Source organism: Aeromonas sp. HMWF016 (assembly GCF_963878195.1).
Taxonomy (GTDB): Bacteria; Pseudomonadota; Gammaproteobacteria; order Enterobacterales; family Aeromonadaceae; genus Aeromonas; species Aeromonas lacus.
The window spans coordinates 77,849-104,814 of sequence record NZ_CAWNWX010000112.1; the positions used below are offsets into that span (position 1 = coordinate 77,849).

Consider the following 26,966-nt stretch of genomic DNA (forward strand, 5'->3'; position numbering starts at 1 on the left):
GCATGAACAGTTCAACCAATATCACGCTGCCGCCGGCAACATTGAACGAACAATCAGGCGACGCCCAGTACCTGACATTTCTTATTAACAACGAGATGTTTGCCATCAATATTTTGGGCGTCAAAGAGATCATCGAATACGGCAACATTACTCCAATTCCCATGATGCCAAGCTTTATACGCGGGGTGATCAATCTGAGGGGATCTGTGGTATCTGTCGTGGATCTGAGTGCCCGTTTTGGCTGCGCCCCCTCAAACATTACACGCAGAAGTTGCATAGTCATCATTGAAGGAATGCCGCAGCAAGGCGATGAGCCGGCTGGTCATGATATCGGTGTTGTAGTCGATTCAGTATCTGAAGTACTAGGCATCCCCCCATCCGACATCGAACCGCCCCCCAGTTTTGGTGCAAAAATCAGGGCTGACTTCATCAGCGGAATGGGCAAGGTGAATGGCAAGTTCGTCATTCTGATCGACACCGAAAAAGTCCTGTCACTGGAGGAGATGGCCCAGCTCAACGAAATAACCCAGCCGCAGGCTCGTTTACCGCAGAGTAATCTGCAACTTTCCTGAACCGGTATCTACACCATGACATGCAGCAAAAGGACACGCTCATGACTCAATCACTCTTTGGCAAACTCTTCGGCAACGCTACAGCAGAAGCCCACCAGCAGACTCGGCTACTGACATCTATGAAACAGATCCAGCAAGCATTAATCGAAGATACACCGCCCAGCCCCCTCGATCTCTCCGGTTTTAATGGCGCATTACTAGAGACCGGCCACAGCATCAATGAACTTGTCACTCTGATGAACGACAAGCTGGAGAGCTACAGGGAGGAGCTTAATAACAATCAGATCCTCCTCCATGAAAACCGGCTGGTTCGCAAAGCGCTCGACTGCGCCACAACCAATGTGATGATCGCCGATACCAATTTCGACATCATCTACATGAACGAAGCCGTGACCGAGATGCTCAATACGGCGGAAGGGGATATCAAAAAGGAACTATACAGCTTCAACGCCAACCAGCTGATGGGGGCAAATATTGATAGCTTTCACAAGCATCCCGGTCATCAGCGCGCCATGCTGGCAAAATTGAGCAGCACCTATCGTACCCAAATCAAGCTGGGGGGAAGAACCTTCTCTCTGATCGCCAATCCGGTCTTCAATGACAATGGCGAACGACTTGGTGCCGTTGTCGAGTGGGCAGACAGAACCAAAGAGGTGACTATAGAAAGAGAGATGTCTGATCTCGTTCAAGCTGTCATCAACGGCGAACTGCACCACCGTATGGATCTCGCAGGAAAGAGCGGTTTTTTCCAAGCGATGGGGGAAGGGATAAACCAGATTGCCGAAGTGATCGACAGTACGCTGAGCGATGTCATCCGGATAGTCCAGTCTCTGGCCAAAGGAGACCTGACCCAGCACATTGAAGCCGATTACCCCGGCATATTCGGTACCACCAAGGATGCACTCAACAAGACCATTGCCTCCCTGACCAATATAGTGACAGAGGTGAGAAGTGCCTCGGATAACTTATCCAGTGCAGCAGAACAGGTTAGTGCAACAGCTCAATCCATCAGCCAGTCGAGTAGTGAACAAGCAGCCAGCATGGAGGAGACCAGCGCATCAATAGAGCAGATGAGTGCCAGCATCAACCAGAACACCGATAACGCCCAAATCACCGATGGCATGGCCAGCAAGGCCGCGAAAGAGGCGATAGAGGGCGGTGAGGCCGTCAAACTCACCGTCGATGCCATGAAGCAGATAGCCAAACGGATTGGCATCATCGACGACATCGCCTATCAAACCAACTTGCTGGCGCTCAATGCGGCAATAGAGGCCGCCCGGGCAGGAGATCATGGCAAAGGCTTTGCCGTGGTAGCAGCTGAAGTACGCAAGCTGGCCGAGCGCAGCCAGATCGCGGCACAAGAGATTGGCGAACTCGCATCCAGCAGCGTGGATATGGCAGAGAAAGCTGGGCACCTTCTGGATCAAATGGTGCCCTCTATCAACAAAACATCGGATCTTGTTCAGGAGATCAGTGCAGCATCCACTGAGCAATCAACCGGCGTCAGCCAGATCAACCTCGCCATGAACCAGCTCAGCCAGGTTACCCAGCAAAATGCATCCTGTAGCGAAGAGCTGGCGGCAACGGCGGAGGAGATGAGCACTCAGGCAGAACAACTACAACTTGCCATGGAGTTCTTCACTCTGGAGGAACCACACAAAGAGAACAAAGCCAACGGCAAGTCTCCGCATCACAATACCAAAGGGCATTTCGGTACCGAGGGGAATAACAAAAACCAGGAGCGATTAGCCGGTCAATCGCGTCCACTCAATGATTCTGATTTCGTCCGGTTTTAACCATGAAAAGAGAGGCATTGCCTCTCTTCTGAATATCTCTGGTGGAGGCATAGGCACTTGTACCAAATCCAGCTGCATGATGACGAATTTTCCCGTTTCCAACGCTGGCTGCATCAGACGGCGGGGATTGATATGTCCCCTGCCAAAAAAGCGCTGGTCGCCAGTCGGCTGGCAAAGCGGGTATGTCACTACGGGCTGGAAAGTTATGACGATTATTTTCAGTTCATCATGGCCGACAGGAGTGGCGAACTGCAACTGGCTCTCGATCTGCTCACAACCAATGAAACCTACTTCTTCAGAGAACCCAAACATTTTGATTTTCTGACCCAACAGGTTCTAACACACATACCGGCAGATCGCACATTGAGGATCTGGAGTGCTGCCAGCTCCTCTGGTGAAGAGCCATACAGCCTTGCCATGACCTTGGCAGAGAAGCGGAACACACTCGGCTGGGAGATCTTGGCCTCGGATATCTCATCACGGGTGCTTGAGCAGGCGATGAGCGGGCGCTATCCAATAGAACGCGCCCATAACATACCGCTCTCTTTTTTGATGAAATACTGCCTCAAGGGAATCGGCCTGCAGGAGGGCATCTTCATCATCGATCGCAAGTTGCGGGAAAAAGTCCGCTTCATGCAGATCAACCTCAATCAGGAACTGCCCGACATTGGCATGTTTGACGTCATCTTCATCCGTAATGTCATGATCTACTTCAACAAGGAGACCAAAGCACAAGTGTTGCAACGGTTGGTTCCCAAGCTGAAACATGGCGGCTATCTGCTGGTCAGCCATGCAGAAAGCCTGCACGGCTTGCCGCATGGTTTGCAGCTTGTCTCTCCCTCAATCTACCAGAAGAGATAACCAGCATGGTACGGGAGGTGATCCTGCAGCCGGGTGAGCTCTTCTTTGGCAAGGAAGATGTGCACATAAAAACCTTCCTTGGCTCCTGCGTGGCCATCACCTTGTGGCATCCGGAGCAGAAACAGGGCGGTATGTGCCATTACATGTTGCCAACCCGGGGAGCCCCCACCACCGAGCTGGATGGACGCTATGCCGATGAGGCCATCACCCTGCTGCTAAAGGCGATTGCCCAGTATCCCGCCCCCATTCAGGAGTACGAGGTGAAGTTGTTTGGAGGGGGCAACATGTTTGACGCACCAGAGTACATCCAGAGTGACAACAATGTCGCCACCAGAAATATTCAGGCAGCCTGGCAGCTGACCAAACACCTGGGACTTGATATCAAGGCTCATCATCTTGGCCACTATGGCCACCGGAGTCTGATTTTCGAGCTCAATAGCGGTAGTGTCTGGCTGCGCCATCATCGTCTGCCACATCAACGGGAGTCGCGAGAATGAAACAGATCCGGGTCATGCTGGTGGATGATTCCGCCGTGGTCAGACAGGTCTTGCAAGCAGTGTTGGAGCAGGAGCCAGATATCAAGGTTATCGCAACAGCCTCAGACCCGATTTTTGCCCAGGACAAGCTGAAGAAAGAGTGGCCCGATGTCATCATCCTCGATGTGGAAATGCCACGAATGGATGGCATCACCTTTCTTACCAAGATCATGGCAGAGCATCCAACTCCTGTGGTTATCTGCTCATCTCTGACCGAACAAGGGGCTGAAACCACCCTGCAGGCAATGGCGGCCGGAGCGGTCGATATCATCACCAAACCAACCATGGGGATAAAGAGTTTCTTGCAGGAGTCAGCCCATGATCTGGCTATGGCTGTACGAGCCGCTGCGCAAGCCAATATCAAGCGGCTCGGCAAACCGGCGCCCCGCACGACCAATCCCAAACTGAATGCCGATGTCATGTTGTCCCCCAACCAACACGCCATGGCACAAACCACCGAGCGGCTCATCGCAATCGGCACCTCCACGGGGGGCACCCAGGCGCTGGAAGCTGTCCTAACCGCCCTCCCCCGGGTCAGTCCCGGCATCGTGATCGTGCAGCACATGCCGGAAAAATTTACCGCCATGTTTGCCGAACGTCTCAACGGGGTGTGTCAAATAGAGGTAAGAGAAGCCAAAAACAATGACAGGGTAATCCCGGGACTGGCGCTGATCGCGCCGGGCGGCAAACACATGATGCTCAAGCGCAGCGGAGCTTATTACCACGTCGAAGTAGTCGATGGCCCTCTTATCAACCGTCATCGCCCCTCGGTAGATGTGTTGTTTCGCTCCGTGGCCAAATATGCCGGCAAGAACGCCACCGGCATCATCATGACCGGCATGGGGGATGATGGTGCCCGAGGATTGCGCGAAATGCTGGAAGCTGGTGCCAACACCTATGCCCAAGATGAAGCCTCTTGCGTTGTCTTTGGAATGCCCAAGGAGGCGATCAAACTCTCGGCAGCCCGCCATGTACTTCCTCTGCAGGAGATGCATCATGCCATCCTCGGCAGATAACTCCTTTGACCGGGATCTCCGCCATTGCCCATAAAAAAATCCGGCTCCCCAAGGGGAGCCGGACTGTTTACTGCAACCGGAATCAGCCCGGTTTCAGGCAAGCAGATTACTCTGCAGCAGGTGCTTCAGCAGCAACCGGAGCATCGGCAGCCGGAGCTGCTTCAGCCGGCGCGTTCGCTTCCTTGATGGAGAGACGTACGCGGCCCTGACGGTCCACTTCCAGTACCTTCACCTTCACCACGTCACCGATCTTCAGGTAGTCGGCCACGTTCTGCACGCGAGCGTCGGTGATCTGAGAGATGTGAACCAGACCATCCTTGCCCGGCAGGATGTTGACGAAAGCGCCGAAGTCGGCCAGACGAACAACCTTGCCTTCATAGATGCGGTTCACTTCGATCTCGGCGGTGATGGCCTCGATACGGCGGATCGCTTCTTTGGCAGCGTCACCGTCAACGGCGGCGATGCGGACAGTACCGTCATCATCCAGCTCGATGTTGGTGCCGGTCTCTTCGGTCAGAGCACGGATCACGGAGCCACCTTTACCGATAACGTCCTTGATCTTCTCTGGGTTGATCTTGATGGTGTGGATGCGCGGGGCGAAATCGGAGATCTCTGCACGGGGAGCCTGGATGGCTTCGTCCATCACTTTCAGGATGTGCAGGCGAGCACCACGAGCTTGCTTCAGGGCAATCTCCATGATCTCTTTGGTGATGCCTTCGATCTTGATGTCCATCTGCAGTGCGGTCACACCTTCGGTGGTACCGGCAACCTTGAAGTCCATGTCGCCCAGGTGATCTTCGTCACCCAGGATGTCGGACAGCACGACGAAACCTTCTTCTTCCTTCACCAGCCCCATGGCGATACCGGCAACGGAGGCCTTGATCGGCACACCCGCGTCCATCAGCGCCAGAGAGGAGCCACACACGGAGGCCATGGAGGAAGAACCGTTGGATTCGGTGATTTCAGAAACCACACGAACCACGTACGGGAACTCGTCAGCGCTCGGCATCACAGCAGCAACACCGCGCTTGGCCAGACGGCCGTGACCGATTTCACGACGCTTCGGGCTACCCATCATGCCGGTCTCACCGACGCAGTATGGCGGGAAGTTGTAGTGCAGCATGAAGCGATCAGCTCGGTTGCCGGTCAGCTCGTCGATGTTCTGGGCATCACGCTCGGTACCCAGGGTCGCAACGACCATGGCCTGAGTTTCACCACGGGTGAACAGGGCAGAACCGTGAGCACGCGGCAGAACGCCGGTAGCAACGGACAGGGCACGGATCATCTCGGGATCGCGACCATCGATACGCGGCTCGCCACGTACGACACGACCACGAACGATGCGGCTTTCCAGGCTGTGGAACTCTTCACCGATCTTCTTGGCATCTTCTTCCACACCGGAAGCGATCACCTGCTCAACCACACGGCCCTTGATGGCAGCGATGGTTTCGTAACGAACAGCCTTCTCGGTGATGCGGTAGGCTTCACCCAGCTCGGCGGTCGCCAGCTCGGCAACCTTGGCTTTCAGTGCTTCGTTGACGGCAGGCGGAGTCCAGTCCCACGGCTTGGTGCCGACGGCAGCGGCAAACTCGTTGATCGCATTGATCACGTTCTGCATCTGGTCATGACCAAATACCACGGCGCCCAGCATCACCTCTTCGGAGAGGATGGCCGCTTCGGATTCAACCATCAGTACCGCGTTGGCAGTACCGGCAACCACCAGATCCAAATCGCTCTGCGGCAGTTCGGTGGTGGTCGGGTTCAGTACGTACTGACCGTTCATGTAACCCACGCGAGCAGCACCAATCGGGCCGCCAAACGGGATACCGGAGATGGCCAGCGCAGCAGAGGCGCCGATCATGGCAACGATGTCGGGGGATACGGCCGGATTCACGGACATCACGGTCGCAACGACCTGAACCTCATTGAGGAAGCCTTCCGGGAACAGCGGACGAATAGGACGGTCGATCAGACGGGAGATGAGGGTCTCGCCTTCGCTCGGGCGGCCTTCACGACGGAAGAAACCACCCGGGATACGACCAGCAGCATAGGTACGCTCCTGGTAGTTGACGGTCAGCGGGAAGAAATCACGGCCGTGATCGGCCTCTTTCTTGCCGACGACGGTCACAAATACGCAGGTATCGTCCATGCTGACCATAACGGCCGCAGTGGCTTGACGGGCCATCACACCGGTTTCCAGAGTGACGGTGTGTTGACCGTACTGGAATGACTTTACAATAGGATTCACGTGAATTTCCTTTTTACAATTTGGCTCTTTAAATTCGCGCACAAGTATACTTGATTCGATGCAAAAGGTAAGCGGCGACGCGAATTCTGTGAGGGCGGCGACAACCTGCGAAGAGCAATAAAAAAGGGGAACCCGGAGGTTCCCCTTTTTCGCGAAATCTGATGGTCGATTAACGACGCAGACCCAGCTTGGCGATCAGAGCAGCATAACGCTCGGAATCTTTACGCTTCAGGTAGTCCAGCAGCTTACGACGCTGGGAAACCATGCGCAGCAGACCGCGACGACCGTGGTGATCCTTGGAGTGCTCCTTGAAGTGACCTTGCAGATGGTTGATCTGGGCAGTCAGCAGGGCAACTTGCACTTCGGGGGAGCCAGTGTCGTTGGCGCAACGAGCGTTGTCAGCAACGATTTGAGCTTTGATCTCAGCATTTAGAGACATGGTAATACTCCAGTAGAGTGTTTAAAGGTTCACAGCCAATCTCTAATTCAGCCGTGAAATGAGGGCGGTATAATAATCGTCCCCGTCCCTTTTCGCAACGATAAAGAGGCGAAACGGGAAAGAGATGTCCTATACCGCCAGAGGATCACTCCTCGTCGTGATAACGCACCAGTCGCTTGGGCGCGACACGGCCATCATCATCAATCTCGCCGACACCGATGAACTCGCGCTCCGGGCCGACTGTCATGCGAACCTGACCGCTGGCCGGTGCCCCCGGTACCTGCACCGCCTGACCCTGATTCACATAGGCGGCGACTACCGCCAGCATGTTCACCTCGGGCAGGGATGCCACGGCGGTATCCATCGGCAGAAGCAGCGGATCGAGCACTTCGCGCGGCGGAATGGCCTCGTTCTTGGCCTGCTCGAAGATGCATTCGAGCTGCTCCAGAGTCAGCATCCGCTCATAGGGATAGCTGGCTACCTGAGTGCGGCGCAGCTGGGTGACGTGAGCACCGCAGCCCAGTACCTCGCCCAGATCATCGACCAGAGAGCGAATGTAGGTACCCTTGCTGCAGTGCACTTCCAGCTTCACCTCGTCCCCTTCAAAGCTGATCAGTTTCAGCTCGAAAATGGTGATGGGACGGGCTTCACGCTCAATCTCGATCCCCTCGCGGGCATACTCGTAGAGCGGACGGCCGTTGTGCTTGAGCGCGGAATACATGGACGGCACCTGCATGATTGGGCCGCGGAACTGGTCCAGCGCCTCGATCAGGGTACCCACAGCCACATTGACCGGACGGGTCGCAACCACTTCACCATCGGAATCGCTGGTGTTGGTGCGCTCACCCAGTTTGGCCGTCACTTCGTAACGCTTGTCGGCATCCAGCAGATACTGGGAAAACTTGGTGGCCTCGCCGAGGCAGATCGGCAGCATGCCGGTCGCCAGCGGATCCAGCGCACCGGTATGACCGGCCTTGGCGGCGTTATAGATACGCTTGACCTTCTGCAACACATCGTTGGAGGTCAGGCCGGTCGGTTTGTCCAGCAGCAGAATGCCGTGAACATCACGGCCCTTGAAACGACGTCTTCGAGTCATCTCAGCCTTTATCCTCAGCGTTATCATCCGCAGCCACGTCGGACTCTTCGTCACGACCTGACTCCGCCATGCGGCGCTTGTCTTCACGGATGGTATTGGTCACCAGGTTGGAGAGACGCATCCCCTCAACCAGCGTCTGATCATAGAAAAAGCGCAGCTCGGGCACCACGCGCAGACGCATGGCACTGCCCAGCAGGCTACGGATGTAACCAGCCGCTTCGGTCAACGCCTTGAGCCCTTCACTGATGCGCTCGGCATCATTTTCCAGCTGCAAGAAGGTGACATAAATCTTGGCGTAGTTAAGGTCACGGGACACTTCCACATCGGAAACGGTCACCATGCCGATGCGCGGGTCTTTCACCTCACGCTGCAGGATCAGCGCGATTTCACGCTGGATCTGCTGTCCGACCCGACGGGTCCGGCTGAATTCTCTGGCCATATTCTATCCTGCGATAAAAGGGGGCCATGGCCCCCTATTTTGTCTGACTCTCGGCTTACAGAGTCCGTTGGATTTCAACGGTCTCGTAAACTTCGATCTGGTCGCCTTCGCGTACGTCGTTGTAGTTCTTGACCGCGATACCACACTCGTAGCCGTTCTTGACTTCGTTGACGTCATCCTTGAAGCGACGCAGGGATTCCAGCTCGCCTTCATAGATAACCACGTTGTCGCGCAGAACGCGAATACGGTTGGAGCGCTTGACCACACCTTCGGTAACCATACAGCCGGCAACTGCGCCAAACTTCGGTGATTTGAAGACGCTGCGCACTTCGGCCAGACCGATGATCTCCTGACGATACTCGGGAGCCAGCTTGCCGCTCATGGCCTGCTTCACTTCGTCGATCAGGTCATAGATGACGGAGTAGTAACGCAGATCCAGGCTCTCGGCTTCGATAACCTTGCGAGCAGAAGCATCGGCACGGACGTTGAAGCCAACCAGGATGGCGCTGGATGCAGCAGCCAGAGTCGCGTCGGTTTCGGTGATACCACCTACGCCGGAACCCACGATCTTCACCTTCACTTCATCGGTGGAGAGCTTGACCAGCGCATCGCAGATCGCTTCCACAGAACCCTGTACGTCGGCCTTGATCACCACGTTCACTTCGGAGACTTCGCCTTCGGTCATGTTGGAGAACATGTTCTCCAGCTTGGCCTTCTGCTGGCGAGCCAGTTTGACTTCGCGGAACTTGCCCTGACGATAGAGAGCCACTTCGCGGGCTTTCTTCTCGTCACGAACCACAGTTGCTTCGTCACCGGCAGACGGAACGCCGGACAGACCCAGGATTTCCACCGGCAGGGACGGACCCGCTTCCTTGATTTCGCGGCCCAGTTCGTCACGCATGGCACGGACACGACCGTATTCGAGACCACACAGAACGATGTCGCCCTGACGCAGAGTACCTTCCTGAACCAGCACGGTCGCAACCGGACCACGGCCTTTGTCGAGGAAGGATTCGATGACCACACCGTTGGCCATGCCGTCGACCACGGCTTTCAGCTCCAGCACTTCGGCCTGGATCAGAATGGCTTCCAGCAGGTCGTCGATGCCCTGGCCGGACTTGGCAGAAACGTGCACGAACTGGCAGTCTCCACCCCAATCTTCGGACATGACGTTGTAACGAGCCAGCTCGGTCTTGACGCGATCCGGATCTGCTTCCGGCTTGTCGATCTTGTTGACCGCAACAACCAGCGGCACACCGGCAGCCTTGGCGTGCTGGATAGCTTCGATGGTCTGCGGCATCACGCCGTCGTCAGCAGCAACAACCAGAACAACGATGTCGGTCGCCTTGGCACCACGAGCACGCATGGAAGTAAACGCCGCGTGACCCGGAGTATCCAGGAAGGTGATCATGCCGCTGTCGGTCTGAACGTGGTAAGCACCGATGTGCTGGGTAATACCACCGGCTTCGCCAGCAGCAACCTTGGCCTTACGGATGTAGTCCAGCAGCGAGGTCTTGCCGTGGTCAACGTGACCCATGATGGTCACGACCGGCGCGCGCGGCTTGGCTTCAGAGGTCTCGTCACGATCGGACAGTACCGCCTCTTCCAGCTCGTTCTCGCGACGCAGCACAACCTTGTGACCCATCTCCTCGGCGACCAGCTGAGCGGTCTCCTGGTCGATCACCTGGTTGATGGTGGCCATGGCGCCCATCTTCATCATCGCCTTGATGACTTCAACACCCTTGACTGCCATCTTGTTGGCCAACTCGGCCACGGTGATGGTCTCGCCGATGATGACGTCACGGTTGACGGCAGCAGCAGGCTTGTTGAATCCGTGCTTCATGGCGTTCGGGGTAGCAACCTTGCCACGCTTGCCCTTGCGAGCGCGCGGATCACGGGAGTTGCGGTCGTTGCGATCATCGTCGCGACGGCCAACTTTCTTCGGACCTTTGGCGGCAGCGGCAGTACGACGGCTGCTCTCTTCCTTGCGATCCAGCTCATCTTCAGCAGCCTGGGCGTGCTTGGAGGTGGTCACATGGTAGTCGCTGCTCTCTTTGGCGCGGGCTGCTTCTTCTTCAGCCCAGCGGGCTGCATTCTGCTCTGCCATGACACGAGCCTCTTCGGCTTTCTTGGCGGCGAGCTCTTCAGCTTTTTGCAAAGCTGTCTGTTCCTGTTGGCGCTTCAGTTCTTCTGCTTCGCGCTTGGCCATCTTTTCTGCCTCTTGCTGAGCTGTGCTACTGGCTGCTTTGGCGGGCTGTTGAGCCTGTCGAGCCTTTTGTTGTGCCTCGATTCGCGCCTTTTCCTCAGCTTCACGACGAGCCTGCTCAGCCTCACGGCGAGCCTTCTCTTCCGCTTCGAGACGGGCCTTGTCTTCGGCCTCGCGACGAGCTTTTGCTTCTGCTTCCAAACGCGCTGTTTCCTCGGCTTCCGCCTGACGCTGTTCTTCTTCCAGCGCCGAACGTCTTACATAGGTGCGAGATTTGCGTACTTCTACCTGCACTTCTTTGTTCTTGCCGCCAGTACCCTGCACACTGATGGTGCTTTTGGTCTTGCGTTGTAAAGTCATGCGAGCAGGAGCGGCAACCTCGTCACCACCATGCTGTTTCTTCAAGTGTGCCAGCAGAGTCTGCTTTTCAGACTCGCTAACCATGTCGTCGGCCTTGCTCTTGCTGATACCGGCATCGACAAATTGCTGGAGAAGACGATCAACCGGTGTGTCGATGTCAGTGGCAAGTTGTTTGACTGATACTTCTGCCATTCATTTTCCTCCGTTTGATCTTACTTAAGACTGCTCTTCTCCGAACCAACAGATATTGCGAGCAGCCATAATGAGCTCACCAGCCTTCTCGGCAGTCAGCCCTTCAATACCAGCAAGGTCATCAATGCCTTGCTCAGCCAAATCTTCCAAGGTACCAACACCACGACCGGCCATGGCGTAAGCCAGTTCGCGACTCAAACCGTTCAGATTGAGCAGATCTTCAGAGGGCTCGACGCCATCGAAGGACTCCTCTTTGGCCAGTGCCTTGGTGGTCAGTGCATCTTTGGCACGCTTGCGCAGCTCTTCGACCATGTCTTCATCCAGACCGTCGATAGCCAGCAGTTCATTGACCGGAACGAAGGCGATCTCTTCCAGAGTGGAGAAGCCCTCTTCCATCAGCAGACCGGCGAAATCGTCGTCGATATCCAGGGTGCTGGTGAACAGGTTCATGATGCGGTCGTTTTCGGCCTGGTGCTTGGCACGCATGTCCTCAACGGTCATCACGTTCAGCTCCCAACCGGTCAGCTGGGAGGCCAGACGTACGTTCTGACCGTTGCGACCGATGGCCTGAGCCAGGTTGGCGGCTTCCACGGCGATATCCATGGTGTGGTTGTCTTCATCAACGATGATGGAGGCCACATCAGCAGGCGCCATGGCATTGATCACGTACTGGGCCGGGTTGTCATCGTACAGCACGATGTCGGCACGCTCACCGCTCAACTCGGCGGAGACAGCTTGCACACGGGCGCCACGCATACCGATACAGGCACCGATCGGGTCAATACGACGATCGTTGGTCTTCACCGCAATCTTGGCGCGGGAACCCGGATCACGGGCAGCGCCCATGATTTCGATCATCTCTTCACCGATTTCCGGTACTTCGATGCGGAACAGCTCTTTCAGGAAGTCAGGGCTGGAGCGGCTGACGAACAGCTGGGAACCACGGGCTTCCGGACGTACTGCATACAGCAGGCCGCGAACGCGGTCACCCGGACGGAAGGTTTCACGCGGCAGCATGTCGTCGCGGAAGATCACGGCCTCGGCATTGCTGCCCAGATCCAGGATCACGTTATCGCGGTTGCTCTTCTTGACCACGCCGCTGATGATGGTGCCTTCTTTGTCCTTGAACTGGTCAACGACTTGTGAACGCTCGGCTTCGCGCACTTTCTGCACGATAACCTGCTTGGCAGTCTGGGTAGTAATACGGTCGAAGGTGACGGAATCGATCTGGTCTTCAACGTACTCACCGATCTGGATCTCCGGCTGCTCGATTTGGGCTGCTTCCAGAGTGATCTCGGCGTAAGGGTTCTCCATTGCGGCTTGATCCGCAATCACCACCCAGCGGCGATAGGTGTCGTAGTCACCGGTCTTGCGATCGATTTCAACGCGCACTTCAATCTCGCCTTCATATTTCTTCTTGGTCGCAGTCGCCAGCGCAGTCTCCAGAGCCTGGAAGATCTTCTCGCGGGGTACAGCTTTCTCGTTGGATACTGCGTCAACGACCAGCAAAATCTCTTTATTCATATCCGATAGCCTCGTTAACCAAAGTTCGGCACTATGTTCGCTTTTTGGATATTGGTGAAAGCCAACACTTCGTCCTTACCATCTACCGTCAGAGTGATCATATCGCCCTGCACGGCTTTGATTACGCCTTTGAACTTGCGGCGGTTGTTTGTTGCCATCCGAAGCGTTACCGCCGCCTCTTGGCCAACGTATTTTTCGAACTGGGCAACCTTGAACAGGGGGCGATCCAGACCCGGGGAAGATACCTCGAGGTAATACTCCTCGGTGATGGGATCTTCTACGTCCATAATGGCGCCAACCTGATGGCTAACCTCAGCACAGTTCTCAACGGTCACGCCCTGCTCGCCGTCGATATAGACGCGCAAGGTGGAGTGTTTACCCGCACGGATAAACTCAATACCCCAAAGTTCAAAACCCAAGGCAACGACCGGAGCCTCGAGCAGATCGGTCAAACGTTGTTCCAACGTAGCCAAAGTCACCCTCCGAAAAACAAAAAAAGGGCATAAAGCCCAGATAGAGATCGATTCAGAGTAAATCGCACATAACAAAAAGCCCCGATGTCAAATCGGGGCTTGGCGCTTTACCCTGATTGTCGCCTCGCAGCGACCGCCTTCCTGAGCGTAGGAAATGCGTGAAATTTGGTTGCGGGGGCCGGATTTGAACCGACGACCTTCGGGTTATGAGCCCGACGAGCTACCATGCTGCTCCACCCCGCGTCCGAAATCGTGCGAGATTATAGCCACTTCATTCTTTCTATACAAGACTGACTTGGCTATAACATCCCGGTTACCCGGGTCACTGCTTAACTGGTGCCGTGGGCGGGACTCGAACCCGCACACCCTAGAGCACTACCCCCTCAAGATAGCGTGTCTACCAATTCCACCACCACGGCAAAACTCTTACTCGGGAACGTCAGTATCTTTCTTTACTGGCGCTTTAGTCTGCTCAACCTGTTGGGTTTGTTGCAGATTTTCCCATTCACTACCCTGTTTAACCTTGTTGCTGGACATAGAGCCGAGCACCAGGCTGATTACGAAAAACAGAGCAGCCAAAATCGCTGTTGTTCGGGTCAGGAAACTGCCTGAACCACTGGAGCCGAATACTGTGTTCGATGCCCCTGCGCCGAAGGAGGCGCCCATATCAGCCCCTTTACCTTGCTGAATCATCACCAGACCAATCAGAGCCAGTGACACCAGCAGATAAACGACCAAAAGAATTTCGTACATTTAACTTGCACCCTTTGCCGCTTCAACAATTCCTAAAAACGCATCGCTATCGAGACTCGCTCTGCCAATCAAACCGCCATCTACGTCGGGTTGGGCAAACAAATCTCTCGCATTGGTCGGCGTCACGCTCCCACCATAGATGATTCTGATCTTCTCACCTATTACCGGAGTATCCTCCGCCAAGCGACCACGAATAAAGGAATGAACCTCTTGTGCCTGCTCGGGTGTGGCGCATTTACCTGTACCTACAGCCCAAATCGGCTCGTAGGCGATGATAGCATTATCGAAAGCCATCGCGCCATTTTTCTCTATGACGATATCCAGCTCTTCTGCGATCACCTCGAAGGTTCTTCTCGCTTGCCTTGCAGCACCTGACTCACCCAAACAGAGGATGGGAATCAGACCTGCCGCTCTGGCTGCCGCAAACTTCTCTGCGACGATAAAGCTGGTCTCACCAAAGAGACGCCTGCGCTCGGAGTGCCCTACTAAGACGTATCGACACCCTGCCTCAACCAGCATCTCACACGAGACCTCCCCCGTGTAAGCGCCCGTTTCGTGCTGACTCACATTCTGAGCCCCCAACCCTATCACTTTCTGCTCGCTGAGCAGTGAAGTGGCAAAGTCGAGATGCACATGGGATGGGCACAGAACAAGATCTACATCACCATCAACACCTTTCAGGCACTGACTCGTAAACTGCTCTAATTGCGACCTACTACCGTGCAACTTCCAGTTGGCTGCTACAAACGGCTTGCGATGTCCCATCGGCAACTCCCTTGCGAAAGCGGGGCTGATAATATCCAGAGGATTGTCAGCTGACAAGTGCTATTTTCATTTTTTTGAATCGATTGAACAAGATACAACCAAGGCGGCTAAAAAGCCGCCCTGGGCGCTCATTAAAACGCCGATTCGACCTGATCGGCAATGCGCTGAGCCATATCACGCACCTGTTGCTCGTGCTCCCCTTCCACCATAACCCGGATCAGGGGCTCGGTACCGGATTTACGCAACAACACGCGGCCACGACCGCCCAGTTCCTGTTCAACCTTGGCGACCTCCTGCTTGACCGCTTCTGCAGCCAGCGGATCCTTGCCTTCGGCAAAACGGACATTCACCAGTACCTGCGGGAACTTGCTCATGCCGGAGCGCAGCTTGGCCAGCGGCATCTCGGCACTGCGCATGGCGGTGAGCACCTGCAGGGCGGCCACGATGCCATCACCTGTGGTGGTCTGATCCAGACAGATAATGTGGCCGGAATTCTCACCACCGATACGCCAGCCCTTCTCTTCCATCATCTCCAGCACGTAGCGGTCGCCCACCTTGGCACGGGCAAACGGGATACCCAGGGTTTGCAACGCCAGTTCCAGACCCATGTTGGCCATCAGGGTGCCGACGACACCGCCCTTGAGACGACCGTTGCGCAAGGCGTCCCGCGCGATGATATAGAGGATCTCGTCACCGTCGATCAGGTAGCCGGTGTGATCCACAATGATCAGGCGATCGCCGTCACCATCGAATGCCACGCCGAGATCCGCCTTGCACTCCAGCACCTTGGCAACCAGTGCCTCGGGGGCAGTCGAGCCAACGCCATCGTTGATATTGAGGCCATCCGGAGAGCAGCCCATGGTGATCACCTCGGCCCCCAACTCGCGGAACACTGAAGGCGCGATATGGTAGGTTGCCCCATGACCACAATCGACCACCATCTTCAACCCGTCCAGATTCATATTGGAAGGGAAGGTGCTCTTGCAGAACTCGATATAGCGGCCAGCGGCATCATCGATACGCAGCGCTTTACCGAGCTCGGCAGATTCAACGCACTTGAGCTCGTGATCAAGCTCAGCCTCAATGGCCATCTCGACTTCGTCAGGCAGTTTGGTGCCGTCGGCTGAGAAGAACTTGATGCCGTTGTCATAGAAGGGGTTGTGCGAGGCGCTGATAACGATGCCGGCCTCGGCACGGAAGGTGCGGGTCAGGTAGGCAACGGCCGGAGTTGGCATGGGGCCCATCAGTATGGCCTTGAGACCGGCGGCAGAGAGACCCGCTTCCAGCGCTGATTCCAGCATATAGCCAGAGATTCGGGTGTCTTTGCCAATCAGCACCTTTTTGGTGCCCTTCTTGGAGAGCACCTTACCCGCGGCCCAGCCCAGCTTCATTACAAAATCAGGAGTAATGGGATATTCGCCGACTTTGCCGCGCACACCATCTGTGCCGAAATACTTTCTTGCCATTGTCTGTTCTCTTTATTATCTGGAAATAAAATCTTGTCCCGTCATGGCCTGCCAGCCGACTCGCAACGTATCCATGGTCTCCCGCACATCGTGAACCCTGATGATCCTGGCTCCGTGCTGCATGCCGATAAGGGCACAAGCCAGACTGCCAGCCAGACGTTCACCCACAGGGCGGTTCAGCAGGTTGCCTATCATAGACTTTCGCGACATTCCCACCAAGAGCGGAAGACCGTAGTCAAGCAACTCTCCCTGGGCGGCCAGGAGCTGATAGTTGTGTGCCAGCGTCTTGCCAAAACCGTATCCCGGATCCAGCAGCAGCTGCTCACGGGCTATTCCGGCGGCCAGGCAGGCTGCGATCCGTTCGTCAAAAAAGGCTCTCACCTCCCCCACCAGGTCGTCATAGTGCGGCTCGACCTGCATGGTTCTCGGCTGCCCCTGCATATGCATCAAGCAAACCGGAACGCATGCTTCAGCGGCAGCATCAAGCGCTCCCGGCTCCAGCAGCGCCCTCACATCGTTGATCAGATGTGCACCCGCCTTGCAACCCTCCCGCATCACAGCCGCTTTGGAGGTATCGAGAGAGATCATCACGTCCAGCTCACGGGCAATCTGCGCCACAACAGGAATGACCCTGTCCAGCTCCTCCTGCTCGCTCACATCTGGCGCACCTGGGCGGGTAGACTCGCCACCGATGTCGATGAGGGTTGCGCCATCCGAGACCATTTGCCGCGCATGGGCTATTGCCCGTTCAAACTGGTTGAAACTACCGCCATCGGAGAAGGAGTCGGGCGTCACATTGAGGATCCCCATCACATGGGGACGATCGAGAGAGAGGCTGAGCCCCTTGCTGGTTAACTGCATGTTCACATCCATCTGATAAAGAAAAACCCCGGGCAAGCCCGGGGTTTGGAGAGTCACGATTATTTGGCCGGAGCGTCGTTGGCTTTGTCGATAGTGACATCCACCACCGGTGCAGCCTCATCGGCTGGCTTGGCCTCGGCAGCCACGGTAGAACCACCTTGCGGGGTATCTCCGTGCTCGTCATGCCAGTTGCTCGGAGCGCGTACCTCGCGACGAGCCATCAGATCATCGATCTGTTTGGCGTCGATGGTCTCGTACTTCATCAGCGCATCTTTCATGCTGTGCAACACGTCCATGTTGTCCAAAAGGATCTGCTTGGAACGGGCGTAGTTGCGGTCGATGACCTGCTTGACCTCGGCATCGATGACGCGAGCGGTATCGTCGGACATGTGCTTGGCCTTGGCCATGCTGCGACCGAGGAACACTTCACCATCTTCTTCCGCGTAGAGCATTGGGCCGAGACGCTCGGACATACCCCACTGAGTCACCATCTTGCGTGCAATGTCTGTTGCCCGCTCGATGTCGTTGGAAGCACCGGTGGAGACCTTCTCGGCACCGTAGATCAGCTCCTCTGCCAGACGACCACCATACAGACTGGAAATCATCGACTCCAGGTGCTGCTTGGAGTGGCTCCAGCGATCCTGCTCCGGCAGATACATGGTCACACCCAGCGCACGACCACGCGGAATGATGGAAACCTTGTAAACCGGGTCATGATCCGGAACCAGACGACCAATGATGGCGTGACCGGCTTCGTGATAGGCAGTCATCTCTTTCTCGGACTCTTTCATCACCATGGAGCGACGTTCTGCGCCCATCATGATCTTGTCCTTTGCCTTCTCGAACTCGGCCATGGAGACCACTCGGCGGCTCTCACGGGCAGAGAAGAGGGCTGCTTCGTTGACCAGATTGGCCAAATCCGCACCGGAGAAACCGGGGGTACCACGAGCAATCAGAGCCGGGTTGACGTCATCCGCCAGCGGCACTTTGCGCATGTGCACTTTCAGGATCTGTTCGCGGCCACGGACATCCGGCAGACCCACCACAACCTGACGGTCGAAACGGCCAGGACGCAGCAATGCCGGATCCAGTACGTCAGGACGGTTGGTAGCAGCGATAACGATAATGCCTTCGTTGCCCTCAAAGCCATCCATCTCGACCAGCATCTGGTTCAGAGTCTGCTCACGCTCATCGTGCCCACCGCCCAGACCGGCACCACGCTGGCGACCGACCGCATCAATTTCATCAATGAAGATGATGCAAGGGGAGGATTTCTTGGCCTGCTCGAACATGTCGCGTACCCGGGAGGCACCGACACCCACGAACATCTCCACGAAATCGGAACCCGAAATGGTGAAGAAAGGCACCTTGGCCTCACCCGCAATGGCCTTGGCCAGCAGGGTTTTACCGGTACCGGGAGGACCAACCAGCAGTACGCCGGTCGGGATCTTGCCGCCCAGTTTCTGGAATTTGCTCGGGTCGCGCAGATAGTCGACCAGCTCCTTCACCTCTTCCTTGGCTTCATCGCAACCAGCGACATCAGCAAAAGTAGTCTTGATCTGATCTTCACTCATCAGGCGAGCCTTGCTCTTGCCAAACGACATGGCGCCTTTGCCACCGCCGCCCTGCATCTGACGCATGAAGAAGACCCAGACACCGATCAGCAGCAGCATCGGGAACCAGGAGATGAAGATAGAGGTCAGCAAAGACGGCTCTTCCGGCTTCTCGCCCATCACCTTGACGTTGTGATTGAGCATGTCGTTGAGGAGCTGGGGATCCGGCGCCGGAATGATGGTGGTGAAACGCTCACCAGTACGCTTGACGCCATTAATGACCTTACCGTCCATCCGCACTTCACGGATCTGCTCTTGGGTCACCTCTTTAACGAAGCTGGAATAGTCCAGCTGGCGACTGGAGGTATCGCTGGGGCTGAAGCTATTGAACACCGACATCAACACGACGGCGATGACCAGCCACAGGATTAAATTTTTCGCCATGTCACTCAAATCAGTAACCTCGCAGACTGACAGTTAACGATGAAGGTTAGGGTACTACAGTTTAAAACCGGTAGCCACAATGTAGACTTCCCGTGAACGAGCGCGGGACGAGTCTGGTTTACGAATCTTGACAGTGGTAAAAAGTTGACGAATTTCATTGAGATAGGCATCAAACCCCTCTCCCTGAAACACTTTCACCACGAAACTGCCGTCACCACGCAATACCTGATTGCACATGTCCAGCGCCAGTTCGACCAGATACATGGAACGTGCCTGATCCACCTGCTGGGTACCGCTCATGTTTGGCGCCATGTCGGACATGACGACATCCACCTTGTCCGGGCCGACCCGTTCCAGCAGCGCTCCCAGTACAGCTTCCTCCCGAAAGTCTCCCTGAAGGAAATCGACACCGGCGATGGAATCCATCGGCAAAATATCGCAGGCGATCACCCGCCCCTTGTCACCGACCTGGTCGATGGCAAACTGGGACCAGCCACCCGGGGCCGCCCCCAGATCCACCACCGTCATACCCGGCTTGAGCAGTTTGTCCTTGCCCTGGATCTCGTCGATCTTGAACACGGCACGGGATCTCAGTCCCAACTTCTGGGCTTTTTTGACGTATTGATCGTCAAAATGCTCTTTTAACCAGCGGGTTGAACTGGGGGAATGTTTTTTCTGGGTCATGATAATCGACTTTAAAAAACCACAAGGGTTATTAGTATTAAGGGCTAAGTGGGGGTAGAATACGCCCCTTTCAACCCTGACTTATGAAGAAATTGCGATGATTCTCAACAACAAACAGAAACAGTACCTCAAGGGCCTTGCTCACAGCCTCAAACCTGTCGTCCTGCTGGGTCAGCATGGTCTGACCGAAGGCGTACTGGCCGAGATCGATCTGGCACTGAACCATCACGAGCTGATCAAGGTTAAGGTTGCGTCTGAAGATCGTGAGATGAAACAACTGGTTATGGATGCCATCGTCCGTGAAACCGGTTCAGTCAAAGTACAGAGCATGGGCCATGTGCTGACCATTTATCGTCAGGCCAACGAACCCAAGATCCAGCTGCCCCGCAAATAAAAGGAAAGAGCGCTGCTCTTTCCTTCTTCCACTTCTTCCCGAGTCGCTTGCCAAAGTAGTCGCCAACCCCTTAACCTGCGATGAATACTTCCGGACACGCGCTATGGCTCACCATCAAATTCTAACCGACGATGAGCTGGCCATGCTGCGGGACTTGGGGAGCAATCAGGAGAGTCATCTCCTGAGTGGTCACCTCGACGGCCCCATGCTTGGCTTGCTGCAAAAAGCCGACAACCTCGTACTCGAAGCCCGCTTCGCAGGACACCAGCTACGCTTTCCCCTCACCTTTACCCAAAGCGAAGACGGCTTTATCGAGCCACGTCTATCCGCTCCGGTGATCAGGGAGCTGGGGTTCGCCCGTCCTCGCGCCTGGCGCCTCAGCCAGAAAGCGCGGTTGCGCACCGAGCAGGGGCACTATCAGGTGCTCAGCCTCTCCCTCAACGGACTCATCGTGGAGAACATGCCTCTCGGCATGGTGGCGGATACACAGCTCAACGGCGAACTCTGTCTCGATGAGGAGGAACCTCTGCCACTTCAGGGACGATTGGTCAGGTTAATCAAATCCAACCCGACCAGCACCACCTGGGCGATCAGCTTCCAGATGAGCGAAAGCGACATAGAGCGCCTGCGCCACTGGTTGTTTCAACGTCATCAGGATGCCTTTACCGAGGCCTATCAGGCCGGGTAAAGAGAAACAGGGGAGCACCCGCTCCCCTGTCCCATCAAATACTGCAGCGCTTAGAGATAAGCGACTTCCAGCACTTCGTACTCCACGTCACCAGCCGGAGTCTTGACGATGGCCACATCGTCAACTTCCTTGCCGATCAAGGCGCGGGCAATCGGTGAATTGACGGAGATAAGGTTCTGTTTGATGTCGGCCTCATCATCACCCACGATGCGGTAGACAACCTCTTCCTCTGTCTCGCTCTTGAGCAGGGTCACGGTCGCGCCAAAAATGATGCGGCCATTGTTGGTCATCTTGGTGACATCGATCACCTGGGCATTGGAGAGCTTGGCTTCAATCTCCTGAATGCGGCCTTCACAGAACCCCTGCTGCTCGCGGGCAGCATGGTATTCGGCGTTTTCCTTCAGATCACCGTGCTCACGGGCATCGGCAATCGCTTCGATAATCTGGGGACGCAGCTCGGTCTTGAGATATTCGAGCTCTTCGCGCAGCTTCTCAGCACCGCGAACAGTCATCGGAGTATGGTTCATAGTCGAAACCTGGGTTGCTTGAAAATAGAAGCTGCGGCGATCAGCAAGAAAGCCGCAGCAGTCGGTTCGGATAGGGCATCTTAATATGAAGCCGGCACAAAATCCATGTCAGCCCCCTGATGCAGATCTCGCTTTGCGACTCATCATCACTCTGCTTTCGGCACTGAGATAGGTGACGAGACTGTGGGCTTGCCCTGCATGATGGAGATCTCCACGCGCCGATTCGCCCGCCGGTTCTCCGGGGTATTGTTGGGCACCAGCGGCTGGGAATCTGCCATCCCCTGCACCACCAGCCGCCCCTGATCGAAGCCGGGCACCTTGATCATCTGGTGAGCAACCGCTACCGCACGCTGGGTTGAAAGCTCCCAGTTTGACTGGAACAGCTCGTCATGAGTTGCCACGTTATCGGTGTGGCCAGAGATGGTGATCTCCCCCGGTACATCCTTGAGCAACTCGGCAACTTTACGGATAACCGGCCAGAACTGGGGCTGCAGAAAAGCCGATCCGGCAGGAAATGACGCCTTCTCCCGGATCCTGATGATGATCTGCTGACCCAGCGCCTCGATTTCAATCGCACCATCCTGGATCTGCGACTTCATCTGTTCGGCGAGCGCTTTGGCCAGTTCATTGGATTGCTGCTGCGCCTGGTGCGCATCCTGAGCCGTATCGCCACCGGTCTGCTTGCCATCGATTTTGTCCTGCCCGCCAGCCTGATCCGACTCGCCGGGTAGAAACTCAAGCTCGGTCTGGGTCATGTCGATGGTCTGCTGCATGATGGTATCGATGGGGGTCGGCTCCGGCCGGCCCGGCCGAAACTCCTGGGCAATCACCGAGGTCCCCTTGGGAATATCCTTCACTTCCAGAATATTCTGCACGCCGAATGCCTTCTCCATGGAACCGGCAATCTGCTTGAACTTCTGTACGTCCATCTCGGCAAACGAGAGCAGCAGCACGAAAAAGCACATCAATAGCGACATCAGATCGGCGAAAGTCCCCATGTAACCGGGCAACCCCGGTGGCGGACATTTGCATTTGGACATAAAGCCCCCTACTCCGCGCCGTTATTGCGTTTGGATTGATGCAAATAGTTCTGCAGCATGGTCTGGATCACCCGCGGATTCTGGCCATCCTGAATACCCATGATGGCATCGAGGATCAGCGTACGGCAGAGTCGCTCCTCACCACTGCGCAGCTCCAGCTTGTCGGCAATGGGAATCGCGATCATGTTGGCCTCGATGGCGCCATACAGGGTCGTGAGCAATGCCACCGCCATGGCCGGGCCGATAGACTTGGGATCGCTCATGTTTGCCAGCATGGCCACCAACCCCACCAGCGTACCTATCATACCCATGGCCGGGCCGAGATCCCCCAGAGTGCGGAACACCTTGATGGCGATGACATGACGCTCGGAGGTCAGCTCGATATCCTTCTCCAGCACGCCACGCACCACATCGGCATCGTGACCATCCACCAGCATATCGATCCCTTTTTTCATGAAGGGATTGGGGATTTCCGCCGCTTCCAGCGCCAGAAAGCCACCCTTGCGGGATGCATCGGCCAGCTCAACCGCCTTGGTAATGAGATCTTCCAGCTTGTCGCCCTTGTACATAAAGGCTTTGCCGGCCACCTTGAACGCCATCAGGAACTGGCCAAGGTTGAACTTCATCATGGCGATAAAGATGGAGCCCAGAATGGTGATATAGACGGAGGGCATGTCCACATACATGGTGACGGGGCCACCCAGCAGCATGCCATATATCACCACCCCGAAGCCCAGCACTATGCCTATCAGACTGCCTAGATCCACGTCCTACTCCTGTCATCTGTGCTGACGCACTATTATACGCCGTTGAATTTTCTGCTATTGCGGCCCCGGCAGCAAGTTTCCATCCGAAGGGAGAGGCGGCTCATTATCGACCGATTTGTCGAGAGTTTGCGGCTCTGGCGTTTTCAGCCTCCCCCCGGTGGGCGGTCGATGTTAATATAAGCCGTTTTTTTCAATCCCCGAGGATGGACATGGCCAGTAAAAAAATCGACCGCCTGAGTTTTGATGCCACTCTGGAAGAGCTGGAAACCATCGTTCATCAGCTGGAGCAAGGTTCCCTCCCGCTGGAAGAGGCGCTCAAGCAGTTCGAGCAAGGAGTCCATCTGGTGCGTGCCGGCCAGCAGAAGCTGGAACAGGCAGAACAGAAGATCCAGATCCTGCTGAGCAAAGCCGATGGCAGTGACCAGCTTGCCCCCTTCCAGCCAGAACAAGGAGAAGAGTGAGTGGCGCTGGACCATTTTTCCCGTCTGCATCGTCAGCGTATTGACGACTGTCTGTCAGCACAACTTGAATCCTTGCCCGCCATGGCACCGCGCCTGCGCGATGCCATGAAATATGGCTTGCTGCTGGGTGGCAAGCGGGTTCGCCCCTTTCTGGTCTACGCGGTTGGCGAGATGCTGGGGGTAAAGAGCGAACTGCTCGATGGCCCGGCCGCAGCTGTGGAGTGCATCCACGCCTACTCGCTGCTGCACGACGATCTGCCCGCCATGGATGACGACGATTTGCGTCGCGGCCAGCCGACCGTTCACAAGGCATTCGATGAAGGCACCGCGATTCTGGCCGGTGATGCCCTGCAAACGCTGGCGTTCTCCATTTTGGCCGATCATCCCATGCCCGAGACACTGCTGGCCAACCGGGTGCGCATGCTGAGCACCCTCGCCCGCGCTTCCGGTTATCTCGGTATGTGCGGCGGTCAGGCGCTGGATCTGCAGGCAGAGGGGCGCCAGATCTCGCTCGCCGAGCTGGAGCAGGTACACCGCCACAAGACGGGGGCACTCATCGAATGCGCCGTCACTCTTGGCGCCCTGTGCAAGGAGAATGTGGACGAAGCGACCCTGACGGCACTGCAAACCTATGCTTCCGCCATCGGCCTCGCCTTCCAGGTGCAGGATGACATTCTCGACATCACCGGTGACACCGCCACCCTGGGCAAACCACAGGGCTCCGATCTGGCGCTGGAGAAGAGTACCTATCCGGCCCTGCTTGGACTCGAAAACGCCCGTGAGCTGGCTCGCGAACTGCACGGTAAAGCCTTAACAGCCCTGCAATCCTTGCCCTACAATACCGACATTCTGGAAGCGTTCGCCGATTACATCATCGAGCGAACCCACTAAACGCTGGATAACAGTTAAAAAATGAGCGTTGATATTAGCAATTTCCCCAATCTGGCCCTCGCGGACACCCCGATAGAGCTGCGTTCCCTGCCCAAAGAGCGGCTACCGGTGCTGTGCAACGAGCTGCGCGAATATCTGCTGCGCTCCGTCAGCCGCTCCAGCGGACACTTTGCCTCCGGGCTCGGCACGGTCGAACTGACCGTAGCCCTGCACTACGTCTACAACACCCCGTTCGATCGGCTGATCTGGGACGTGGGCCATCAGGCCTATCCCCACAAGATCCTGACCGGACGCCGTGACCAGATCCACACCATCCGTCAGAAGGATGGTCTGCACCCCTTCCCCTGGCGTGGCGAGAGCGAGTACGACGTGCTCTCCGTCGGCCACTCCAGCACCTCCATCGGTGCCGCACTCGGTATGGCAGTTGCCGCCGAGAGTGAAGGGCTGGGCCGCAAGGTCGTTGCGGTGATCGGTGATGGCGCCATCACGGCGGGGATGGCTTTTGAAGCGCTCAACCACGCCGGCGATGTCCATAAAGACATGCTGGTGATCCTCAACGACAACGAGATGTCCATCTCCGAGAACGTCGGCGCGCTCAACAACCATCTTGCCCGGGTCATGTCCGGCAAGCTCTACACCACCATCCGCGAAGGCGGCAAGAAGGTGCTGGCCGGTCTGCCGCCGGTCAAGGAGCTGGCCAAGCGGGCCGAGGAGCACCTCAAGGGGATGGTGGTGCCCGGCACCCTGTTCGAAGAGTTCGGCTTCAACTACATCGGCCCCATCGACGGTCACGATATCGAGGCGCTGGTCGAGACCCTGCGCAACATGCGCAACCTCAAGGGCCCGCAGTTGCTTCACGTCAAGACCAAGAAAGGCAAGGGTTACGAGCCCGCCGAAAAAGACCCCATCGGTTATCACGCCGTGCCCAAGTTCAATCCGGACGAGTGCGCCCTGCCCAAGGCGAGCGGTGCCAAACCCACCTTCTCGGCCATCTTTGGCCAGTGGCTATGCGACATGGCGGCTAAAGACGAGAAGCTGGTCGGTATCACCCCAGCCATGCGCGAGGGCTCGGGGCTGGTGAAATTCAGCCAGCAGTATCCGGAGCGCTACTTCGATGTGGCCATTGCCGAGCAGCACGCGGTTACCTTTGCTGCCGGTCTCGCCATCGCTGACAAGAAGCCGGTGGTCGCCATCTATTCGAGCTTCCTGCAACGTGCTTACGATCAGGTGATCCACGACGTGGCTCTGCAGGAGCTGCCGGTGCTGTTCGCCATCGACCGGGCCGGTCTGGTGGGCGCTGACGGCCCGACCCATCAGGGTGCGTTCGACATCAGCTTCCTGCGCACCGTGCCCAACATGGTGATCATGACCCCCTCCGACGAGAACGAATGCCGTCAGATGCTCTATACCGGCTACCGTCATCAGGGGCCAGCCGCGGTGCGCTACCCACGTGGCAGCAGCCTGAGCGATGCACCCATCTCGCAGGAGATGCAGGCGCTGGCGCTTGGCAAGGGACGCATCATTCGAGAGGGCAAAGGCACCGCCATTCTGGCGTTTGGCACCCTGCTGCAACACGCCAAAGCAGCGGCCGAAGCGCTTGATGCCACTCTGGTGGACATGCGCTTCGTCAAGCCGATGGATGAGGCGCTGGTGCTGTCGCTGGCGGCCAGCCACGATCACTTCGTCACCCTCGAAGACAACGCCATCATGGGTGGAGCCGGTTCGGCAGTGAACGAGCTGCTGATGCGCAGCAAACAGTGCAAGCCGGTGCTCAACCTCGGCCTGCCGGATCGCTTCGTGGAACAGGGTACCCAGCAGGAGATCTATGCCCTGCTCGGTCTGGACGATGCAGGTATCCAGCGCAGCATCGAAAGCTGGATGCAAGCCTGATAACGCTTAAAGCTATCAAACAAA

Annotated in this window: 26 protein-coding genes and 2 tRNA genes; 10 read left to right on the plus strand and 18 right to left on the minus strand. The window is 56.4% G+C overall.

Features of this window, described 5'->3' with window-relative positions; translation table 11 throughout:
• Window positions 1-2 precede the first annotated feature (2 nt).
• From AACS24_RS19270 to AACS24_RS19290, 5 genes are read left to right on the plus strand one after another with little or no spacing between them, the layout of a single operon-like run.
• On the plus strand, window positions 3-572 hold the full coding sequence (locus AACS24_RS19270; RefSeq protein WP_042032153.1) for a chemotaxis protein CheW: 570 nt from the start codon (window positions 3-5) through the stop codon (window positions 570-572).
• A 41-nt stretch (window positions 573-613) separates the two neighbouring features.
• Window positions 614-2,368 carry a methyl-accepting chemotaxis protein gene (locus tag AACS24_RS19275; RefSeq protein WP_108571692.1) on the plus strand — a complete coding sequence of 585 codons (1,755 nt, stop codon included), beginning with the start codon at window positions 614-616 and terminating at the stop codon, window positions 2,366-2,368.
• A gap of 57 nt (window positions 2,369-2,425) precedes the next feature.
• Window positions 2,426-3,229 (plus strand): CheR family methyltransferase, encoded by an 804-nt coding sequence (locus AACS24_RS19280; RefSeq protein ID WP_108571693.1) that lies wholly within the window; start codon window positions 2,426-2,428, stop codon window positions 3,227-3,229.
• A 5-nt stretch (window positions 3,230-3,234) separates the two neighbouring features.
• On the plus strand, window positions 3,235-3,726 hold the full coding sequence (cheD, locus tag AACS24_RS19285; RefSeq protein WP_108571694.1) for a chemoreceptor glutamine deamidase CheD: 492 nt from the start codon (window positions 3,235-3,237) through the stop codon (window positions 3,724-3,726).
• A complete protein-coding gene (locus tag AACS24_RS19290) occupies window positions 3,723-4,781 on the plus strand; it encodes a protein-glutamate methylesterase/protein-glutamine glutaminase (RefSeq protein WP_108571695.1) in 1,059 nt (352 codons plus the stop codon). Before cheD ends, AACS24_RS19290 begins: the two co-directional genes overlap by 4 nt.
• 106 nt (window positions 4,782-4,887) lie before the next feature.
• On the opposite strand, the gene pnp is transcribed toward AACS24_RS19290, so the two are convergent.
• The 15 genes from pnp to rlmE all read right to left on the minus strand — a co-directional run bounded on the left by pnp (window position 4,888) and on the right by rlmE (window position 20,284).
• On the minus strand, window positions 4,888-7,029 hold the full coding sequence (gene pnp, locus AACS24_RS19295; RefSeq protein WP_108571696.1) for a polyribonucleotide nucleotidyltransferase: 2,142 nt from the start codon (window positions 7,027-7,029) through the stop codon (window positions 4,888-4,890).
• 169 nt (window positions 7,030-7,198) lie between these two features.
• Window positions 7,199-7,468, minus strand: coding sequence for a 30S ribosomal protein S15 (rpsO, locus tag AACS24_RS19300; protein WP_005338797.1), 270 nt, complete (start codon window positions 7,466-7,468; stop codon window positions 7,199-7,201).
• Between the two features lie 145 nt (window positions 7,469-7,613).
• On the minus strand, window positions 7,614-8,564 hold the full coding sequence (gene truB, locus AACS24_RS19305; RefSeq protein WP_108571697.1) for a tRNA pseudouridine(55) synthase TruB: 951 nt from the start codon (window positions 8,562-8,564) through the stop codon (window positions 7,614-7,616).
• Window position 8,565: 1 nt separating this feature from the next.
• Entirely contained in the window at window positions 8,566-9,003 is a 438-nt protein-coding gene (rbfA, locus tag AACS24_RS19310) for a 30S ribosome-binding factor RbfA (RefSeq protein ID WP_033114161.1), read from the minus strand.
• A 55-nt stretch (window positions 9,004-9,058) separates the two neighbouring features.
• Window positions 9,059-11,761, minus strand: a complete 2,703-nt coding sequence (infB, locus tag AACS24_RS19315; protein ID WP_041207983.1) for a translation initiation factor IF-2 — start codon at window positions 11,759-11,761, stop codon at window positions 9,059-9,061.
• 24 nt (window positions 11,762-11,785) lie between these two features.
• Entirely contained in the window at window positions 11,786-13,285 is a 1,500-nt protein-coding gene (gene nusA, locus AACS24_RS19320; protein WP_041207982.1) for a transcription termination factor NusA, read from the minus strand.
• Window positions 13,286-13,299: 14 nt separating this feature from the next.
• Window positions 13,300-13,758 (minus strand): ribosome maturation factor RimP, encoded by a 459-nt coding sequence (rimP, locus tag AACS24_RS19325; RefSeq protein WP_005343544.1) that lies wholly within the window; start codon window positions 13,756-13,758, stop codon window positions 13,300-13,302.
• Window positions 13,759-13,924: 166 nt separating this feature from the next.
• Window positions 13,925-14,001 (minus strand) — tRNA-Met (locus AACS24_RS19330).
• Between the two features lie 91 nt (window positions 14,002-14,092).
• Window positions 14,093-14,177, minus strand: a tRNA-Leu gene (locus AACS24_RS19335).
• Between the two features lie 7 nt (window positions 14,178-14,184).
• Window positions 14,185-14,511 (minus strand): preprotein translocase subunit SecG, encoded by a 327-nt coding sequence (secG, locus tag AACS24_RS19340; RefSeq protein WP_108571698.1) that lies wholly within the window; start codon window positions 14,509-14,511, stop codon window positions 14,185-14,187.
• Window positions 14,512-15,276 carry a triose-phosphate isomerase gene (tpiA, locus tag AACS24_RS19345; RefSeq protein WP_108571699.1) on the minus strand — a complete coding sequence of 255 codons (765 nt, stop codon included), beginning with the start codon at window positions 15,274-15,276 and terminating at the stop codon, window positions 14,512-14,514. It lies immediately after the preceding gene.
• Window positions 15,277-15,407: 131 nt separating this feature from the next.
• Window positions 15,408-16,742: a phosphoglucosamine mutase gene (gene glmM / locus AACS24_RS19350; protein ID WP_108571700.1), complete on the minus strand. Its 1,335-nt coding sequence runs from the start codon at window positions 16,740-16,742 to the stop codon at window positions 15,408-15,410.
• Window positions 16,743-16,757: 15 nt separating this feature from the next.
• On the minus strand, window positions 16,758-17,603 hold the full coding sequence (gene folP, locus AACS24_RS19355; RefSeq protein ID WP_108571701.1) for a dihydropteroate synthase: 846 nt from the start codon (window positions 17,601-17,603) through the stop codon (window positions 16,758-16,760).
• Window positions 17,604-17,662: 59 nt separating this feature from the next.
• On the minus strand, window positions 17,663-19,609 hold the full coding sequence (gene ftsH, locus AACS24_RS19360; RefSeq protein WP_033114155.1) for an ATP-dependent zinc metalloprotease FtsH: 1,947 nt from the start codon (window positions 19,607-19,609) through the stop codon (window positions 17,663-17,665).
• A gap of 45 nt (window positions 19,610-19,654) precedes the next feature.
• Window positions 19,655-20,284: a 23S rRNA (uridine(2552)-2'-O)-methyltransferase RlmE gene (gene rlmE / locus AACS24_RS19365; protein WP_033114154.1), complete on the minus strand. Its 630-nt coding sequence runs from the start codon at window positions 20,282-20,284 to the stop codon at window positions 19,655-19,657.
• Between the two features lie 97 nt (window positions 20,285-20,381).
• Here rlmE and yhbY point away from each other — a divergent pair, with 97 nt between their 5' ends.
• Window positions 20,382-20,678, plus strand: a complete 297-nt coding sequence (gene yhbY / locus AACS24_RS19370) for a ribosome assembly RNA-binding protein YhbY (protein WP_033114153.1) — start codon at window positions 20,382-20,384, stop codon at window positions 20,676-20,678.
• A 103-nt stretch (window positions 20,679-20,781) separates the two neighbouring features.
• The gene (locus AACS24_RS19375; RefSeq protein ID WP_108571702.1) at window positions 20,782-21,366 is read left to right on the plus strand and encodes a PilZ domain-containing protein; all 585 of its coding nucleotides are present in this window, start codon (window positions 20,782-20,784) and stop codon (window positions 21,364-21,366) included.
• A 50-nt stretch (window positions 21,367-21,416) separates the two neighbouring features.
• Here the strand turns inward: AACS24_RS19375 and greA are convergent, their stop codons facing one another.
• The 3 genes from greA to pomA form a co-directional block, all read right to left on the minus strand.
• Window positions 21,417-21,893 (minus strand): transcription elongation factor GreA, encoded by a 477-nt coding sequence (gene greA / locus AACS24_RS19380; RefSeq protein WP_041207974.1) that lies wholly within the window; start codon window positions 21,891-21,893, stop codon window positions 21,417-21,419.
• Between the two features lie 146 nt (window positions 21,894-22,039).
• Window positions 22,040-22,933: a flagellar motor protein MotB gene (locus AACS24_RS19385; RefSeq protein ID WP_108571703.1), complete on the minus strand. Its 894-nt coding sequence runs from the start codon at window positions 22,931-22,933 to the stop codon at window positions 22,040-22,042.
• An 8-nt stretch (window positions 22,934-22,941) separates the two neighbouring features.
• Window positions 22,942-23,700, minus strand: a complete 759-nt coding sequence (gene pomA / locus AACS24_RS19390) for a flagellar motor protein PomA (RefSeq protein ID WP_041207971.1) — start codon at window positions 23,698-23,700, stop codon at window positions 22,942-22,944.
• 209 nt (window positions 23,701-23,909) lie between these two features.
• On the opposite strand from pomA, the gene xseB reads away from it, so the two are divergent.
• The 3 genes from xseB to dxs are packed head-to-tail and all read left to right on the plus strand — an operon-like array spanning window position 23,910 to window position 26,942.
• Complete coding sequence (gene xseB / locus AACS24_RS19395; RefSeq protein WP_041207970.1) at window positions 23,910-24,161, plus strand: exodeoxyribonuclease VII small subunit; 252 nt, start codon at window positions 23,910-23,912, stop codon at window positions 24,159-24,161.
• Window positions 24,162-25,052: a (2E,6E)-farnesyl diphosphate synthase gene (ispA, locus tag AACS24_RS19400; RefSeq protein WP_108571704.1), complete on the plus strand. Its 891-nt coding sequence runs from the start codon at window positions 24,162-24,164 to the stop codon at window positions 25,050-25,052.
• A gap of 21 nt (window positions 25,053-25,073) precedes the next feature.
• On the plus strand, window positions 25,074-26,942 hold the full coding sequence (gene dxs, locus AACS24_RS19405) for a 1-deoxy-D-xylulose-5-phosphate synthase (protein WP_108571705.1): 1,869 nt from the start codon (window positions 25,074-25,076) through the stop codon (window positions 26,940-26,942).
• Window positions 26,943-26,966 lie beyond the last annotated feature (24 nt).

Coding starts and splice junctions, on each gene's coding strand:
- cheD (WP_108571694.1), top strand. CDS start 3,235: ATGGTACGGGAGGTGATCCTGCAGCCGGGTGAGCTCTTCTTTGGCAAG.
- tpiA (WP_108571699.1), bottom strand. CDS start 15,276: ATGGGACATCGCAAGCCGTTTGTAGCAGCCAACTGGAAGTTGCACGGT.
- folP (WP_108571701.1), bottom strand. CDS start 17,603: ATGCAGTTAACCAGCAAGGGGCTCAGCCTCTCTCTCGATCGTCCCCAT.
- yhbY (WP_033114153.1), top strand. CDS start 20,382: ATGATTCTCAACAACAAACAGAAACAGTACCTCAAGGGCCTTGCTCAC.
- greA (WP_041207974.1), bottom strand. CDS start 21,893: ATGAACCATACTCCGATGACTGTTCGCGGTGCTGAGAAGCTGCGCGAA.
- dxs (WP_108571705.1), top strand. CDS start 25,074: ATGAGCGTTGATATTAGCAATTTCCCCAATCTGGCCCTCGCGGACACC.
- AACS24_RS19385 (WP_108571703.1), bottom strand. CDS start 22,933: ATGTCCAAATGCAAATGTCCGCCACCGGGGTTGCCCGGTTACATGGGG.
- AACS24_RS19275 (WP_108571692.1), top strand. CDS start 614: ATGACTCAATCACTCTTTGGCAAACTCTTCGGCAACGCTACAGCAGAA.
- AACS24_RS19270 (WP_042032153.1), top strand. CDS start 3: ATGAACAGTTCAACCAATATCACGCTGCCGCCGGCAACATTGAACGAA.
- rlmE (WP_033114154.1), bottom strand. CDS start 20,284: ATGACCCAGAAAAAACATTCCCCCAGTTCAACCCGCTGGTTAAAAGAG.
- infB (WP_041207983.1), bottom strand. CDS start 11,761: ATGGCAGAAGTATCAGTCAAACAACTTGCCACTGACATCGACACACCG.
- glmM (WP_108571700.1), bottom strand. CDS start 16,742: ATGGCAAGAAAGTATTTCGGCACAGATGGTGTGCGCGGCAAAGTCGGC.
- rbfA (WP_033114161.1), bottom strand. CDS start 9,003: ATGGCCAGAGAATTCAGCCGGACCCGTCGGGTCGGACAGCAGATCCAG.
- AACS24_RS19375 (WP_108571702.1), top strand. CDS start 20,782: ATGGCTCACCATCAAATTCTAACCGACGATGAGCTGGCCATGCTGCGG.
- AACS24_RS19290 (WP_108571695.1), top strand. CDS start 3,723: ATGAAACAGATCCGGGTCATGCTGGTGGATGATTCCGCCGTGGTCAGA.
- rpsO (WP_005338797.1), bottom strand. CDS start 7,468: ATGTCTCTAAATGCTGAGATCAAAGCTCAAATCGTTGCTGACAACGCT.
- secG (WP_108571698.1), bottom strand. CDS start 14,511: ATGTACGAAATTCTTTTGGTCGTTTATCTGCTGGTGTCACTGGCTCTG.
- truB (WP_108571697.1), bottom strand. CDS start 8,564: ATGACTCGAAGACGTCGTTTCAAGGGCCGTGATGTTCACGGCATTCTG.
- xseB (WP_041207970.1), top strand. CDS start 23,910: ATGGCCAGTAAAAAAATCGACCGCCTGAGTTTTGATGCCACTCTGGAA.
- nusA (WP_041207982.1), bottom strand. CDS start 13,285: ATGAATAAAGAGATTTTGCTGGTCGTTGACGCAGTATCCAACGAGAAA.